Here is a 16,151-nt window from a genome sequence, read left to right on the forward strand (position 1 = left end):
CCTTATGTGTCTCTATATGCCTCCATGACCTATGTGGTTCAAAAAAGACTCATACTATAGAAAGTTCACTTATTGTAAGCATTCCCGCTTACTCTGGCCTCAAAGTTTTCACCGGATTATCACCGCTGCTTTCCGATCCTCCCCGTCCTTCCGTCTAATATTTAGTAAATAGTATGCTCGCTGAACATACAATGAAGTAGATGGTAAGGCCGGGAATGAAGAAACGGGAAATTACATTACCGCGGGAAGCCAATTACTGCTACTTTCCCCGCCTTCGCTGCGCGTATCGGGGCAGGCGTTCTTAACGTCTTTCCGTCTAGCTCCTGGTAATAATACTCTCACCGAATTGCATCTTACAGTGTCCTTGTATTCCTATACCGTTTATGTATAGGCGATAACTTCAAACATTTTAGTAAACTGCAACTGCTTCAGTTCAGCTTTAATTAAATTTATTTTTTTGCGGACTTAGGTTGAAGAAACTGGTTCACGTCCAGCCAGTGAATAAAAGCGTCAAACCATTTGTTGCTTGTTCTGTTGGGATTTCCAAGACCAAAACCATGACCGCCATTCTGGTAAAGATGAAATTCAACAGGTATTCCGGCTTTGTACCAGGAATCGATTACACCAAACTGTCCGCGGAAAAGAAAATCGTCGCTGGCGATTACGTTGAACATCGGCGGCGCATTCTTAGGAACTTCGACCGGACCCATGCCGCCGTATATAGGACCTATGAAAGCGAGCTTCATCGTTTTTGAGTGAAGTGTTGAATGCATCGTCAAACCTGCGCCTGCAGAGAAACCGATCATTCCAATCCTGGCCGTATCTACACCCCATTCTTTTGCGCGACTGACGATCATTGCATATGCTGCTTCTGCATCGGCCAGTTGATTTGACAGATCCATTTGTGGTGGACGAGGAGGAGCTGCACCTTTTGAAGTATCTGGTGCAGGAGGAGCAGCCGGGCGTGGACGATTCATCCAATCGCTGAATTCCTGGAGAGACGCAGGCGTTGGAAACAGGCGGTATTTAAGCACGAAAGCGGTGATGCCTTTTTCAGCAAGTGCTGTTGCCACTTCCCAACCTTCATTACCCAGGGAAAGCCAACGGAAACCGCCACCCGGTGCCACAATCACCACTGCACCGTTTGCCTTTCCCGGTTTTGGAAAGAAAGGCGTGAGTGTTGCTTTCGTGATATTGCGCGCCATCGGGTCGCCCCATTGTTTAAACCAGGATTCCGTCGCCGGTTGATTCTCCACACCACCGGTATTCAACGGAATGGCATTAGGTTCAGCAGGAGCCTGTAAGGGGTAAATGGTGCCATCCTGGGCTGTCAATGAAGATGAAAATGCAAGCAATACAGCTGAGAGCGTCAGCGTAGCAATGAGTTTAAACTTACTGATCATGTAATACGGCAATTTATTGTTTCTAAATATATGCGTTATAACGAAATAAAACACCTGTAGCCTGGCAGGAAGTAAGCTTTTCTGAACGAGCCATTGGGTCGAGTGGAATGAATGTGCGTTACGAAAAATATCTATGGACAATAGAATCGATATACGGTAACACCGTGATGAATCTCTGATATTACCCGCAGTATTTGATAAGGTTATTTTGTCTCATTCGAAATCGTTGCTCAAGCCTCTCTTCACTACAAATTTTCTGAAATAAATGGTATTGGATGTATCCTTTATTTTATTCACAGCTTCGCCCTTCATTTCTTGCGGCGTATACTGCGTTACATAACAATTCAAAGCTTCTATTGCTTTTGTTTCATCTTCATCAGTAAAATTGATCTGCACATTGAAATACTGTTCATCAACATAACCCCCGGGATCAACCGAAACCACGCCTTTTTTCCAGGCGAAATGATACAGCGGATACTTGTCTACCCAGCCTTCAGCGAGCAGCAATTCTGTTACCGTCGCGCCCACAACGATATGTTCCGAATGATGGGTATCTCCATCAGGTCCGGCGGTTATAATGATATCCGGGTTGATTAGCGGTATCCTTACTTTTAATGAGTCCATGAACCGCTGATGCTCCCTGAAATAATTTCCGGTGCCAATTTTAGTATCCAGTCTTTCTATTCCGAAAAATATAGGAGGTTCGATGCCCAGCGTTTTACAACCGCACGCCGACTCTGCCCTTCTCAACGCGCCCAGTGAATCTCCCGCAGGAATCTTTGTAACCCTTGTACCATCCTTGCCATCTGTTGCAATAATTACAAAAACCCTGTTTCCTAGCCTGGCGTATTTATGCAATACTTCGCTGATCGCTGTTTCATCATCCGGATGCGCGCCTGCAAAAAGAATGGTTCTCTTGCTTTGTATGGATTGTGCATTGCAAAATGTAAATGCATGACAGGCGAGTAATACCAATAAAACCTTAAGCATGAATTTCCTGAAGATTAAATTTTCTATATGGCTATTGGTTAACCGTTGAAGCATCCATAGGTATCGGTGTCGACAATTTCCAGAAATTGCTGTACAAATCTGACCGTAGGTTGCGGCTTATATATATTCCACTTCTGATTTGCTCTCATCCAATACAATTTCCACAAAGCATTCTTTTTATCAAAGGTCGCTTTGGCATAATCGATCGTCTGGTAATTTGATTGGTCATTCCATATCGGTCTTATCTGAAAAAGGATGATCGACTGATTATCCAGCCTGTAATTGATGTCCAGTTTATCTCTGATTTCTATGGGAGGTCGTTTTCGGGCAATGTAATTTTCCATCACTTCAATTATTTCGACGCTTTTCATTACATCAAGAGTCATAACTGTTTTTTGTTGACAAAGGTAGCATTGCGCGATGATTTCGTGTTGGAGAACTGATCCGTTCAACGTTGAACGTTAAACGTGGAACGTGGAAGCCATTGTCGTTACTGATAAGTAGGATAGTCCGGTTAATGCAACAATTGGAAACGATGTATTCTTTGTGATCCCGGAGGTCAATGCGTCACAATGAGCGGAACAATATTTTTTATCAATATCAGCAGAAAATACAATCACATTTTATGAGAGCATATTTTTTGAGTGAAATATTTACGGTAAGTGATTATAACAACAGTTTGCATGGTGATGCAGCACGAAGTATTACAATAAATCTCGTCGAAAATTCTTTTTCCCGGAAAATGTTGATGTCTGTTTTTATGCAGGATCTTTTTTCTGCCGACTGAAAATGGTTCTGTAGGATCCGCGTTGTACACGCCGTGCACGGCATGCAATCAGAGTGCTTCTGCCGTTACACGAAGCACCGGCCCGGGAAGGTTTGTCACTTCAGCGGTGAATCGCACATTGCCGGAAGGTTCCACACCTGTTGCACCATGACCTACAATCTGATCAAAATGAATGGCCATTAAATAGGCAGGCCGTTCATCACCATTTGCAACGGTTACCATACGTCGGATCAGCAGGTAAGGACTTCCGGGAACTCCGCGATTCCATCCATCAGGAAGACAGTATTCCAGGTAATAATCCCAGGCGGGATTTGCGCGGATATTTTTAAGTTTGATTCCCAGGTTTGCGCGTGCGCCTGGCCGTGAGACCGGTGCCAGCGGTAGTGTAATCCCTGCCCGCATCCAGTTACCGTCATCAACATAGAGCCTTCCACGCGGGAGCCAGTTTTTTTGCACAAGGTGATTCAGACAAAGTGCCGGACCGAACGCTACATTCCACGGTTGCTGTATAAAAGCACCATTCTGGCTCATGATGCATGCAGGGTCTGAATAATCAGATGCCGTTGTGAGATCAGGGCCCACGTCGTGGTGCATACCGAAGCCATGCCCCATTTCATGGGCAGTGATGTTACCATCAAAGGGTGGCGTCAAACATACTTTGCCACGTCCATCTGCACTTCCATCAATCCAGAAGGGAGCCCACTGCGGGTTGCGCCAGTCGGCGCCCGGAGGCGCACCATCTTTTGACCAGTTGCGCGTGTAGACAACGATCTGACTATGAAATCCATTGATCGGATCGAAGCCCTTTGCCTGTGCAGCGCGGATACCTGCATCTATAAGAACACTCCTGCTGATTCCTCCGGCGTTGCTCCTGAGCATATCGGTTTCTACCCAGCCAAAAACGCGTGTTCCGGTAACATCAACTGCTCCGTGCGATACATCGTGCCAAAACTCGATAAGTCCTCCTGTGCCTGGAGTAAATGCTTCATGGAAAAAACGTTCAGCGAAACTTTCACGACCAGCATCCGGCGGGTCGCCCTTAAAACGGCAAAGGATAACCGACCACGGCTTATCATTCGGATGTTGCTGCCAGAATGTTGTCCAGATATGATTGTCGAAACCTATTACAAACAGATCGAGATTTTCCTGCGCACGGGACACTGCAGCAAGATGTTGTTTTTCGTGGTCGAAAACGGCACGGCAGGGAACCTGGAACCAATCACGACTCCAGCCAACCTGGTTATTCCAGTAAGTTGTCCAGATACGATTATCGAAACCGATGACAAAAAGATCAAGGTTTCCTGGTGCGCGTGATACGGCAGCGATCTGTTGTTTGTCACGATCAAAGACTGCCTGGCCGGGTACTGGAAAAAAGTCGGCGCTCCATCCGTCACGATCATTCCAGTACGTTGTCCAGACATGATTGTCGAAGCCGATCACAAACAAATCCAGGTTGCCTGGTGCACGTGACACCGCAGCAATCTGTTGTCTTTCCCGATCAAATACTGCACGCCCAGGAACAGGAAACCAATCGGCACTCCAGCCTGCCTGATTGTTCCAGTAAGTTGTCCATACATGATTGTCGAAGCCAATTACAAACAAATCAAGATTACCTGCTGCGCGTGATACAGCAGCGATATGTTGTTTCTCACGATCAAACACGGCACGACCAGGAAGCGGAAACCAATCGGCACTCCATCCATCGCGATCGTTCCAGTAAGTTGTCCATGCACGATTGTCGAATCCAATGACAAAAAGATCCAGGTTGCCAGGCGCGCGCGAAACGGCAGCGATATGTTGTTTCTCACGATCAAACACGGCACGACCAGGAAGTGGAAACCAATCGGCACTCCATCCATCGCGATCGTTCCAGTAGGTTGTCCATGCACGATTATCGAAACCGATCACAAACAAGTCAAGATTGCCAGGGGCGCGCGATACTGCGGCGATCTGTTGTTTATCGCGGTCGAAGACTGCCTGCCCGGGAACATGAAACCATTCCGCATTCCATCCGGCCTGGGCGTTCCAGAATGTTGTCCAGACATGATTGTCAAAACCGATAACAAAAAGATCGAGGTTGCCTGGTGCGCGGGATACCGACGCGACCTGTTGCTTCTCCCGGTCAAAAACATGTTTGCCGGGAACAGGGAAGCTAAAGTTACTCCAGCGAAGGCTCATCTGAGTGAGTTTATAAGTGTTTCAAATAGGTTATCGCTGCAGAAGGTAGACCTATTTGAACTTTTCCCAAATAGCCACTTAGTGGTATTTTTTGTATGATCACCTCATCGAGTGAAACGGAGACATTTCAGGTTTATCAACGCAATAAAGACCTGGTAATTTACCTACCTATAGCTTCAGCTAATATATGTTCTTTGGATATTGTCATTCCGTTCTCAGCCTCTTCACCGGGTTCACCATCGCTGCTTTGATCGATTGAACACCGACTGTGACCAGTGTAAGGATGATGCGAGGCATTCACAAACGGATGCCAGGAAAAGAAAACATGGCCTGCCGGACGCGAAACCCAACCCAGGCGGGGGAATGGTGAATCGGTAAGGATGTATTCCGCATTACTGATAGATGGAGTTATAATGCCATAATTATTCTTGCGTGAATTCTAATTATCAGTTCTACTTCATTCATTCACAGCAAAGGCACGGATCTGAGAAATCAGCCAGCTATTTTCCTTTCGTACAAGAATATCGATGAACCGATGATGCCGGACTTCAGCAGACAATTTTTCGGCTGATTCTATAAATGCTTCACCGTCCACCACTGCGACATCATCGTTGACAAAAGTTATTCGTATAATCCGGCTCGTATGTTTTGAGCCACTGGCCTCCTTTGTTAAAAAGTTACTGAGCAATTTGCGAATCTCAGCTTTGCCAAACGCCTGATCTCCACGTGGACTGATCAGTACTGCATCATCCATGAAACAAGCCATTAAATTTTCGATATTTCCCTGCTGCCAGGCAGCGTCATAAGAGGCTTCTGTTTTCCTGATTAACTCTTCATCGGGTTTTCTATCGGTATGTTTATTCTCCGCCATAGCTTCAGCCTTTTTTCCTGGCATCAGAGATTTAATTACAAAACCCGCCAGGAATCCAATGATGATCATTATAGGGATGACTGCATTTTTCATATCGGCTTAAAACAGTTTTGACAGCAGGTGACAGCGATACCAAAGTAAAGAATGTCTGGATAAATCAGCAAATCTGGAATTCCAAAGCAAACCTTTGTACCACATAGTTGACATAGAAACATAGGCACATAGAACAACACTATGATCCTATTGTGTCTATATGACCCGTGTGGGTAAAAAATCTTGTACCACATAGTCAACATAGAAAACATAGGCATACAGAAAAATCCTTTGTGCCTGATGTGCCTCTATGACCTATGTGGTGAGATTTGTTGGCAACTCACGAAGTGAGTTTGTAACGAATAGTTTATGACCCGTGTGGGTAAAAATCCTGTACCACATAGTCAACATAGAAAACATAGGCATATAGAATAATCGTTTGTGCCTGATGTGCCTCTATGACCTATGTGGTGAGATTTGTTGGCAACTCACGAAGTGAGTTTATAACGAATAGTTTATGACCCGTGTGGGTAAAAAATCTTGTACCACATAGTCAACATAGAAAACACAGGCATATAGAATAATCCTTTGTGCGTGATGTGCCTCTATGACCTATGTTGTGAGATTTGTTGGCAACTCACGAAGTGAGCTTGTAACGAATAGTTTATGACCCGTGCGGGTAAAAAATCTTATACCACATAGTCAACAAAGAAAACACAGGCATATAGAATAATCCTTTGTGCCTGATGTGCCTCTATGACCTATGTGGTGAGATTTTTTGGCAACTCACGAAGTGAGTTTAAAACGAATAGTTTATGACCCGTGTGGGTAAAAAATCTTGCACCACATAGTCAACATAGAAAACACAGGCATATAGAATAATCCTTTGTGCCTGATGTGCCTCTATGACCTATGTGGTGAGATTTGTTGGCAACTCACGAAGTGAGTTTGTAACGAATTGTTTTTGCAGCAAATAGGCATAAAAGCCACAAAGGTAGTCGGCTGTTCCCTATTGCCTATTGCCTATTGCCTATTGCCTCCCCTCATTCCATTCTTAAACTCTTCACCGGATTAGAAACCGCTGCTTTGATACTCTGGAAACTGATCGTGATCAATGCGATCAATATCACCAGCACACCCGATGAAGCAAACATCCATCCGCTGATCTTAATGCGATAAGGATAATGCTGCAGCCATTTGTTTGCGGCCATATATGCAAGTGGAGACGCAATGATCAATGCAATAATGATCAGCTTTACAAAATCAGTCGACAGTGTGGTAACGATCTGCTGCACCGATGCGCCGAGTACTTTCCTGATGCCGATTTCCCTTGTTCTTTTTTCTGCTGACATAACGGATAATCCGAATAACCCGATGCAGGAAATGAAAATCGTCAGTATCGCGCCGGATAAGATGATCTGTTTCCATTTTTCAACATCTGCATATTGTGTCCTGTTTTCATCGTTCTTGAAAACATAACTGTATGGATTCATCGGGTAGAGCTGTTGGTAGGTTTTCTGTATCCATTTCAGACTCGCCGCTGCGGTGTTGGGTTTTATCCTGATATAACAGGTTCCGTAGGTTCCGTTCATGGTGAACAACTGCGGTGTTATTTTTTTGTTTAGAGATGCGAAATGATAATCTTTCACTACTCCAATCACCTGGTAGGTACTGTGATTGGAAGTGATGAACTCGCCGATGGGATTGTTCCATTTCGCAGCTTTTACAAAACTTTCATTCACGAGTACTGACTTCGTTGTATCGGAAGGAAATTGGGGTGAGAAATTTCGTCCTGCAACCAGTGGAATCTTCAATACATCAAAAAAATTTCCATCGATGATTTCATTCTGGAAAAAGATATTGGCACCCGCCGAATTTTTTCCGAGCGTTCCCCAGCTGCCTGAATTCTTTGCAGTAACATTTGCGATACCTGAATTCTTCTTCAGTTCACTTTCGAACACCGCAACATCAGCAGCTTTCAGATCCTGTTTGTTGACCATGACAAGATCTGAATCATCATAACCCAGTTTTGTCCGGGTCAGTAAATCAAACTGTGCATAGATGACAGCAGTGGCAATGATTAAAAAAGACGCCAGGGTAAACTGCAACACCACCAATGATTTCTGCAGGTAATTTTTCCCTGCGACCTGGAAACGGCTGTACAGGGTTTGTACGGGATGATAACCAGATAAAACCAATGCCGGATAAAAACCTGCGAGCAAACTTGTAATAGTGTACAAAACAAAATAACCTGCAATTAATTTTCCGTCGAAGAAATAGGAAATCGCGAGTTGTTTATTGGCCAGCTGATTAAACAATGGCAATAAAGATTGTACCAAAGCAATAGCCAGCAGAAAAGCAATCGTGCAGAGAAAAAACGACTCGCCGAGGAACTGGAAGATCAATTGTTTTCTGTCGCTGCCCATCACTTTACGGATGCCGATTTCTTTCGCCCGCTTAACGGATCGGGCCACTGTGAGGTTCACAAAATTGATGCAGGCTATCAGCAGTATAAACAGCGCAATGCCGGAAAGAATATAGGAATACACCGGGTTGCTGGAGGCTGACAATGTTTTGTCTCCAAACGTATCCATGGTGTTCAGGTGCATTTCCCTGACCGGTTGCAGAAAATAAGTACCCATGGAAAACAGATCCGCATCACCGCCGTCGTTTCTCAGCATTTCAAAAAAAGTCGACCTTGCATCGGAGATGTAAAAGTTCTGCATCTGCTTCTCTACTGTCTGCCGGCTGGCCTTTTCATCCAGTACAACAAAGGTGGTCAGGAAAGAATTGAACCAGTTGTGGGTGTCTTTCGCATCTGCTTCAGAAACTTTGAAAGGCATCAGCGTTTCAAACCGTATGGAGGAATTCTGCGGACTTCGCCTGGCCACCGCCGTTACTTTGTAAGGAACAAAACTGGTATCCTCTTTAACCATCAACGTTTTGCCTGAAACATCAGTAGAACCAAAATATTTTTTTGCAGCGTCTTCGCTCAGCACAATGGAATTCGGTTCGCTCAGACAGATTTGTCTGTTACCTGATAATAATGGAAATGTAAACACAGAAAAGAAATTGGGATCCACATGCAGCACACCGTTCTGTTCCTGTACTTCATTTCCTGTTCTGATGTCTTCCGTACTACCCTGCACCCGCACAAAAGATTTGATCCCCGGCACATTCTCCGAAAACCTGGGTCCCTGCAAAACACCGGTGGCACCCACCTGATCACCTCCTTTTGCCTTTTTCGCGATGCGGTAGATATTGTTCACGTTGTTATGGAACCTGTCAAAACTCACTTCATCTTTCACATAGAGCATGATCAGCATCGCGCATGCCAGGCCGATGGTCAGTCCGGCAATATTGATGAAAGAGTACACGCGGTTACGGGCGAGGGTTCGGAGAGTGGTTTTGAGATAGTTGCGGAACATGGGGGGCTGTTTTAAGTACTGTAAGGAGCTATTAGTTTGCCGGCTTCTTTTATTGTTAATAATCAATTGAATACGTCATTGATTTCGGGTAAAGATGTACGTTTTCAGGACAGAGGTGTGCGATTTTTGGGACGATGGTGAGAAGAATAGGTTAATTTTTTTACGTGTTGATTCTATTTCCGGTAATGTTCAGGATATGTATTTATCAATATTGAAGATAACCTGCCATTATTTTGAAAATGCCGAAAGGCATCAAAAATTATACAATCTCACTGAATAAAATATGGTAATATGCAATAATACTTCTATTTGTTGTAATGTTTTAGATACATCATTATACCAGCCCAAATACTAATCAATCCCATAGTAATATTTATAACACGGCTATGATGTTTTCCCCACAATTTTTTTGAATCATCATAAAGAGACATCCAAAGAGCGTTTCCCTTATTCAGAATTCCTAACACCAAAGAGAGTGTTCCATAAATCAGTAAAAAAGCTAAATAAAATTTTTCCATTGTGTTTTTAATTTCAAAGCAAGACTCATTTATAACTGGTCAAACCAGACCAAATTTAGAATCGATCAAGTTTACTCTAACTCCGTTTTCGTAAATATGTCTTTGCCGTCCCGGTTAATTCTACTTAACTGAATTTCGCTTCGCCATAAATTTCTCATAAGCTTCTTTTCCATCGAAACAGTTGGCGCCGCGTTCTGTTATGAAATTTTCCCTAAGCCAGACATGTAACTGGTTTGTAATTTTTTCGAACTGATCAGACTTGTCCTTTGGATTTCCTTTGTCGAGATACTGGGTGCAATAATTTATATAGTACAACAGGCCATATCCCAGCATTACTGTAGGAGCTGACAGTTGTATGATCTCATTTTTTCGCCAAATACCATCCTTCAGATATACTCCATTTTCGCCAGCAATGTCTATAAGATGTGCCGCTTCAAACTCACCTGTAGAAAAATAAAAATTCAGGTATTTATGATTAACAGTAATTATTTGAATCGTCTTCTCGAAAGAAACTTTTTCAAATCTTCTTGTATTTTCAGGATGCTTCCAAAACCAGCAGTAAACATTTAATTTCAACCCGAAAAAAATGAATTGCAGAAAGTCTTTCAAATTATTAACTGACCAATAACTTGTCAGTTCCTTAAATCTGTACCTGATTCTCGGTTTCTTACAAAACCTGATCGGATTTTCAACCAGTTCTTTTGTAGGCGAATAATCAATGCCAACAGACATCTCCTCTGATATCTTTCTACAGTTCGTGCAGGTCGTTTCCACGAGAATTTCCCCGATATCATCAGTACTTTCTCTTTGAGTATAAACAAAATGAACAAAAAAGTATTCATTTTTGCATGCACACTTCTTCTTTTTAGGATACCCTTCTTGTATCAGGTCATACCAATGGTCTATACTGTCCAGGATCAGGTAGTTTTGCTCATCTTTAGTTGTCAGAAGTCCTACTCCATTATTTTTAATCAAGCGAACCTGGAATTCAGTTGCCCCATTTTGAGTAGATATATTTTTAGTCAGTTTTTGTTTCACTATTTTAATAGTTGGTTATTTTCAACTCCGATGAAATATAGACGTAATGGGGATTTTCCGAATAAAAACGCACTGGCACTAAAATACGAAAAATGGCAAAGGTCATTTTTCAATATCCATCCGTGTTCCAGATATTAGGGATAACATCTGATCTGTGTTCAGGTCGGAACGGAGACATTTGTGTCCCGCATTGCGCAGGAGCCGATGTCAGCAGCAGAATTTTTAATTTAAGGCTGGAAAGATTTTCCCATCGGTAAGTCGCTCATTCCATGTGTCATACTTTGATTGGAATTATATAATACACATTCATTTTAACTTCTTTAAAATCATAAGGTTTTGAATTAATAACCCAAAGCTCATCTGTGTGAATGTCGATGAGGATATATTCGTCAGGCCGTGTGCGCCGATGTTAGGTGTAGGCCTTATGCCAGAAGCCAAGTTACCAAATTCGTTATCTCTACATGGTCTATTGGAAGAACCACATTTAGGTCATCTGTGTCAAGCCTCGCATTGAAATTTGCCCAACCCATTTCATTTTTAGGTATTCCGCCGAGATGATTTTCTATTGCCCCTTTAGTCCAAATGTAAATTCCTGACGCCTGCATCTTAATTTTTAAAGATGCTAGATTGGTCTGAATTGCAGCTTCTTGTGCTAATAGAGCAAAAGCTTCTGAAGCAGTTATGGCACTGCCTGCTTTTGTCGGCCAGCCATTATTTAGCCTAATTGAATGTGTCGGAGCAATTGAAGCAAGATGTGTTTTTATTGCATTTACATCTGGGTCGTTCGCAGTTAAGAAGCCTTGGTTTTCTCCCTCCTTCAATGCATAATCAAGGTCAACAATAGCTTTTGTTGGCATAGCCATTGCAGTTAATACTTCAATTGTTTTTCTAGTACTTCCTGAACCGTCGATTGGAACTAATGCCGTTTTATGAAGTCCCAAGGTTAGCCCTGACACCTTTTGAATGATTTTCGGAAGAAGTTTATTTTCAGTTTTACCTTCTGCTAATATTACTCTTTCAGCAAATAGGATATTCGAGGAGTTACTTAATGAAAAAATAATTCCAAGTTGACTTGGATGTGCTGCAGCAACAGTGGCTATAGCAGTTCTTAATGAATTTCTTTTGTGAGTTCCAAGAGTATCATTTTTTCTGATAAGCAAGGTATTTTCAACGTCATTTGATGTTATCATAAAAGGCGAGTGCGTGGAAAATATAACCTGATAACCTTGTGTAGACAATGTTTTAAGTGCATCTCTTAAAACCTCAATTGCTTGTGGATGCAAATACAATTCTGGTTCGTCTATCAACAGAATCGTATTCGATGTTTGTTGACCTGAATTCCTCTTAATGTCTGCTAAATGTCTAACTAATGCCATTTGAATTGAGCGTTGAGCTCCATGACCAAGTGCGGAAACATCTTTCCCTGCAGGGTTAAGGTTTTCAAACACTTTGATTGTTCCTTTAGAAAATATTTCTTTTAACTCCGGTGTGGGAATATGTACTTTTATATTTACTCCAGGAAAGAAACACTCAACTTTTCCATTAACGGCTATATCAAAAGCATTTAATTCTGCCACTCTTGAAACACCATCTGCATCCAAGAGGTCTTTAATTCCATTTAAAGCAGTTTGAACCTGTGTACTATAACTGGTTTGAATCGGACCAATGATTTCCCCCAGCAGCTTTCCAATTGTTGTAGTGTTTTTACTCTTACTGACATCTTCTTCTGCATTTTCCATGGCACCAATATGAATTGGTTCAGGGAAAAGAACTTCTAATGCTTGTGGTAAACCTGTGGGAGGACTTCGCCATTCATTTACATTACCAATATTTGCTGGGTCTCTAACAAGCAGTAAAACTCCTTTTGTACCTGTATTTGGCTGTGCTTGAGTACGTTTTATATGCAATGAGTCTGTAAATAAATATGGTTGAATGGCTGTCTGTTGATTGCCTGGTAGTTGTCCTAAAATAGTAGCAGAGATTCCACTTATTTTACCTTCCATTTCAACTGCAATCACCTTGTCATGAAATGCAGTTTCTGGTAACGGGCCACCTCGTAGTATCCACTTTATAGCCTCAAGGATGTTTGATTTTCCAGCATTGTTATAGCCAACAAGAGGTGTGAATGCAGAAAGTTCTAACGTCTCACTTATAAGCGATTTAAAGTTCCGAATCGAAATTTCCGATAGAATATGTGTCATGTCAGTGATGGTATGTGTAAGGCCTACTGCTTACGCCGACGACATTGCGCAGTGCGGAAATTCAGGTTCCGTCTGCTCGGGACGTCAGCCGAGCAAAGTTATGTCGTCGATGTTATAGTCCAAAAGTCGATTCGCGTTCATGTCGCCAGAACCACAGCTGGTCTGTATTTATGTTAATTAGAATATATACTTCAGCCGATATTGCGGGAGACCGATCTTGTTCGTTCACTTTTATTGCTTAATATTTTTTAATTCATCAAACTTGGCTTTCATTGTTGCATTGCCATGAGTTAATTTTTTTATTGTCAAATCATCGGCTTTGTCATTTGCCAGTCTTAATTGATTTTCACTTGTTGTCAATTCCTCCTTTACTTTTTGCATTGCAGCTATTGAAGCGTCTATTTTTTTTATTGCTTCTTGAAAATGACTTTGTGCAGATAGATAGTTCTTTGAAAACCCATCTCGAAACTTGTTCAATTTTTCTTCAAATTCTGTTATGTCCAAATTCTGATTTCTTACCTTAGCAAGTTCAGTTTTATACTTTAATGAATTCATAGCTGCATTGCGAAGAAATGTGATGACTGGAATGAAAAATTGTGGTCTAATAACATACATTTTTGAATACTTATGTGACACATCGACTATTCCCGAATTATAAAGCTCGTTGTCGCTTTCCAAAAGTGAAACAAGAACTGCATATTCACAACCCTTTTTTATACGGTCTTTGTCAAGTTTATCAAAAAAGTCCTCATTCTTTTTTTTGCTTGCAGTTTCATCTCCTTCGTTTTTCATTTCAAACATTATTGAAATAATTTCCGTGTCATTCTCATCTATCTCCTTGAAGATATAATCGCCTTTAGTGCCTGAACTTGCGTCATTATCCTTTTCAAAGTATGATTTTTGAAATGCGGTTGGACGAAGTTTACCAAACTCAATTTCGCAATGTTGTTCAAGGGTTTCTCCTAACATTTTTGTCGAAAGTTTTTGCTTCATTTCCTTTACTCTTGCAATTTCATCATCCTTGTATCTTATAATCACATCTTTGTTTTGTAACTCTGCCGTATACTGTTGCTTTAGGAAATTTTCCAAATTCTGCTTTTCCAGTTCCTTGGTTTTTACCTCATTTGCTAATTCATCTCGCTCTTTCTCCAACGGTTTTGTTGCTTCAGCTATAGCCAACTTCTTTTCCATTTCTAGTTTATCGAGCTTTGATTGTACTTCTATTAATTCTTTATTCTTTTCTGCAAGTTGAGTTGACAAGGCGATTTCGCTTTCTGCTTTTAGTTGAATTATCTGCCTGTCTTTTAATTCTTTTTCTCGTTCCGCGGTTTGAATTGCTTCTGAAACTGCAAGCCTTTTTTCAGCTTCTGCTTTATCAATTTTAGCCGCTAATTCAGCTATAGCCTTGTCCTTTTCGCCTAATTGTTCTGCCAATAATTTTTCATTAGTGGCTTTCAGCTGTAAAATTTCCTTTTCTTTGATTGCAAGCTCAATTTGCTGGCTATTTTTCAAGGTAGCCTCAGCGAGTTTTATTGCCTCAAGTTTATCTTTCTCTGCGAGGTCTAACCGACCTTTTATTTCTTGTTCAAATTCACTATCTCTGACTTGTTTTAGAATATCGGCAAAACCAGCTTCATCAACTTTAAAAGCCTTATTGCAATTTGGACATACTATCTCATTCATGTATTTAGATTGTTTTTTGTTTTAGTCTTGGTGAATGTCATTAAAAGTGAAGCACAACGCCCACGGCCTTACGCAATACGGGAATTCATGTTCCGTCTGCCGGGGATTTCAGCTGAGTAAAGTTATGTCGCAGATGTTATATTCCAAAAGTCGATGCATTTTTCAGTTGCTCGGACAAGCAGCGCTTCCATGCAAATGTCGACTAGGATATTTTCGAAAGCCGTATTGTACAAGCCCGATGTTGGGCGCAGAACATTCACAAAGAAGTTTTTCTGTCAAAAATAAAAGAGATTGATTGGAATAAGGGTTGTCCTCATATTTAATCCTGCGAAATGCTATTTCCCAATGGCAAGAGTTTAAATGGCTCAATAAGGAGTAAAATTTGTTTGCTCAAGCTATTCCAAGAATAACTGCCTCTATCAGCCCAAGAAATGCTCGTTGCCATCTGGCTTGAAAAGTTCTCAAGAAAAACTTTTAGCAATTCATCGTGGTTAAATAAATACCAGATGTCTTTATAAGGGAATGCAATAAAAATGTTTTTTATTCAAATATTTTCTGTCGAACGAAAGCCTTCCTTTTAATTGGACTTTTATAAAGGTAGATCCGTCAATATGTTGAGCTAGAAAATCAGCACCCTGCCAATCGTCGTCCAACTTTATCGAGGAAAATCCGTAATCGGCCAAAATACCTGCAATTTTTTGAAAATTATATCTTTCTCGTTGCCTACTATTTAAGTCGGTGTATTTTATATGATTAAGCTGCATAAAGAAGTTTTAAAAATTCCGAATGGAAGGTCTTTTTACGCGTTAAAAATAAATTTTACCCGATCCCTCACTCTCAATCTTTACTCCCTCCCCCTCACCCCCATCATCCCCACCCCAAATACCGCAAACACCACCGCCGTATACAAACTGATCTTACCACCTCCAACGGTCAGCCAGTTGTTAAGCAATAAGATCACGGCTACAATCGTGAAAAACAATCCGATCACAAAACTGAGCTGATTGAGTTTTTTGTACAT

At 41.7% G+C, this 16,151-nt stretch carries 12 protein-coding genes; 1 reads left to right on the plus strand and 11 read right to left on the minus strand.

The genetic code is table 11. The features are described 5' to 3' along the window. Positions 1 to 449: 449 nt before the first annotated feature. The 3 genes from P2W82_RS21530 to P2W82_RS21540 form a co-directional block, all read right to left on the minus strand. On the minus strand, positions 450 to 1,403 hold the full coding sequence (locus P2W82_RS21530) for an alpha/beta hydrolase (RefSeq protein ID WP_336518014.1): 954 nt from the start codon (positions 1,401 to 1,403) through the stop codon (positions 450 to 452). A gap of 213 nt (positions 1,404 to 1,616) precedes the next feature. Next, positions 1,617 to 2,393 (minus strand): PIG-L deacetylase family protein, encoded by a 777-nt coding sequence (locus P2W82_RS21535; protein WP_336518015.1) that lies wholly within the window; start codon positions 2,391 to 2,393, stop codon positions 1,617 to 1,619. A gap of 38 nt (positions 2,394 to 2,431) precedes the next feature. After that, positions 2,432 to 2,779, minus strand: coding sequence for a DUF3024 domain-containing protein (locus P2W82_RS21540; protein WP_336518016.1), 348 nt, complete (start codon positions 2,777 to 2,779; stop codon positions 2,432 to 2,434). Between the two features lie 239 nt (positions 2,780 to 3,018). Here P2W82_RS21540 and P2W82_RS21545 point away from each other — a divergent pair, with 239 nt between their 5' ends. Further along, on the plus strand, positions 3,019 to 3,180 hold the full coding sequence (locus P2W82_RS21545) for a hypothetical protein (protein ID WP_336518017.1): 162 nt from the start codon (positions 3,019 to 3,021) through the stop codon (positions 3,178 to 3,180). 48 nt (positions 3,181 to 3,228) lie between these two features. Here P2W82_RS21545 and P2W82_RS21550 read toward each other — a convergent pair whose 3' ends face one another. From P2W82_RS21550 to P2W82_RS21585, 8 genes are all read right to left on the minus strand, one after another. Then, the gene (locus P2W82_RS21550) at positions 3,229 to 5,358 is read right to left on the minus strand and encodes a hypothetical protein (protein WP_336518018.1); all 2,130 of its coding nucleotides are present in this window, start codon (positions 5,356 to 5,358) and stop codon (positions 3,229 to 3,231) included. Positions 5,359 to 5,815: 457 nt separating this feature from the next. Continuing rightward, positions 5,816 to 6,322, minus strand: coding sequence for a YybH family protein (locus tag P2W82_RS21555; RefSeq protein WP_336518019.1), 507 nt, complete (start codon positions 6,320 to 6,322; stop codon positions 5,816 to 5,818). Between the two features lie 983 nt (positions 6,323 to 7,305). Beyond that, a complete protein-coding gene (locus P2W82_RS21560; protein WP_336518020.1) occupies positions 7,306 to 9,690 on the minus strand; it encodes an ABC transporter permease in 2,385 nt (794 codons plus the stop codon). A gap of 305 nt (positions 9,691 to 9,995) precedes the next feature. Then, positions 9,996 to 10,208 (minus strand): hypothetical protein, encoded by a 213-nt coding sequence (locus P2W82_RS21565; protein ID WP_336518021.1) that lies wholly within the window; start codon positions 10,206 to 10,208, stop codon positions 9,996 to 9,998. A 120-nt stretch (positions 10,209 to 10,328) separates the two neighbouring features. Next, positions 10,329 to 11,246, minus strand: coding sequence for a hypothetical protein (locus P2W82_RS21570; RefSeq protein ID WP_336518022.1), 918 nt, complete (start codon positions 11,244 to 11,246; stop codon positions 10,329 to 10,331). Between the two features lie 422 nt (positions 11,247 to 11,668). After that, complete coding sequence (locus P2W82_RS21575) at positions 11,669 to 13,447, minus strand: ATP-dependent nuclease (protein ID WP_336518023.1); 1,779 nt, start codon at positions 13,445 to 13,447, stop codon at positions 11,669 to 11,671. A 231-nt stretch (positions 13,448 to 13,678) separates the two neighbouring features. Further along, positions 13,679 to 15,130, minus strand: coding sequence for a DUF2130 domain-containing protein (locus P2W82_RS21580; protein ID WP_336518024.1), 1,452 nt, complete (start codon positions 15,128 to 15,130; stop codon positions 13,679 to 13,681). Between the two features lie 844 nt (positions 15,131 to 15,974). Further along, the gene (locus P2W82_RS21585; protein ID WP_336518025.1) at positions 15,975 to 16,151 is read right to left on the minus strand and encodes a hypothetical protein; all 177 of its coding nucleotides are present in this window, start codon (positions 16,149 to 16,151) and stop codon (positions 15,975 to 15,977) included.

Source organism: Pollutibacter soli (assembly GCA_029269725.1).
GTDB lineage: Bacteria > Bacteroidota > Bacteroidia > Chitinophagales > Chitinophagaceae > Pollutibacter > Pollutibacter soli.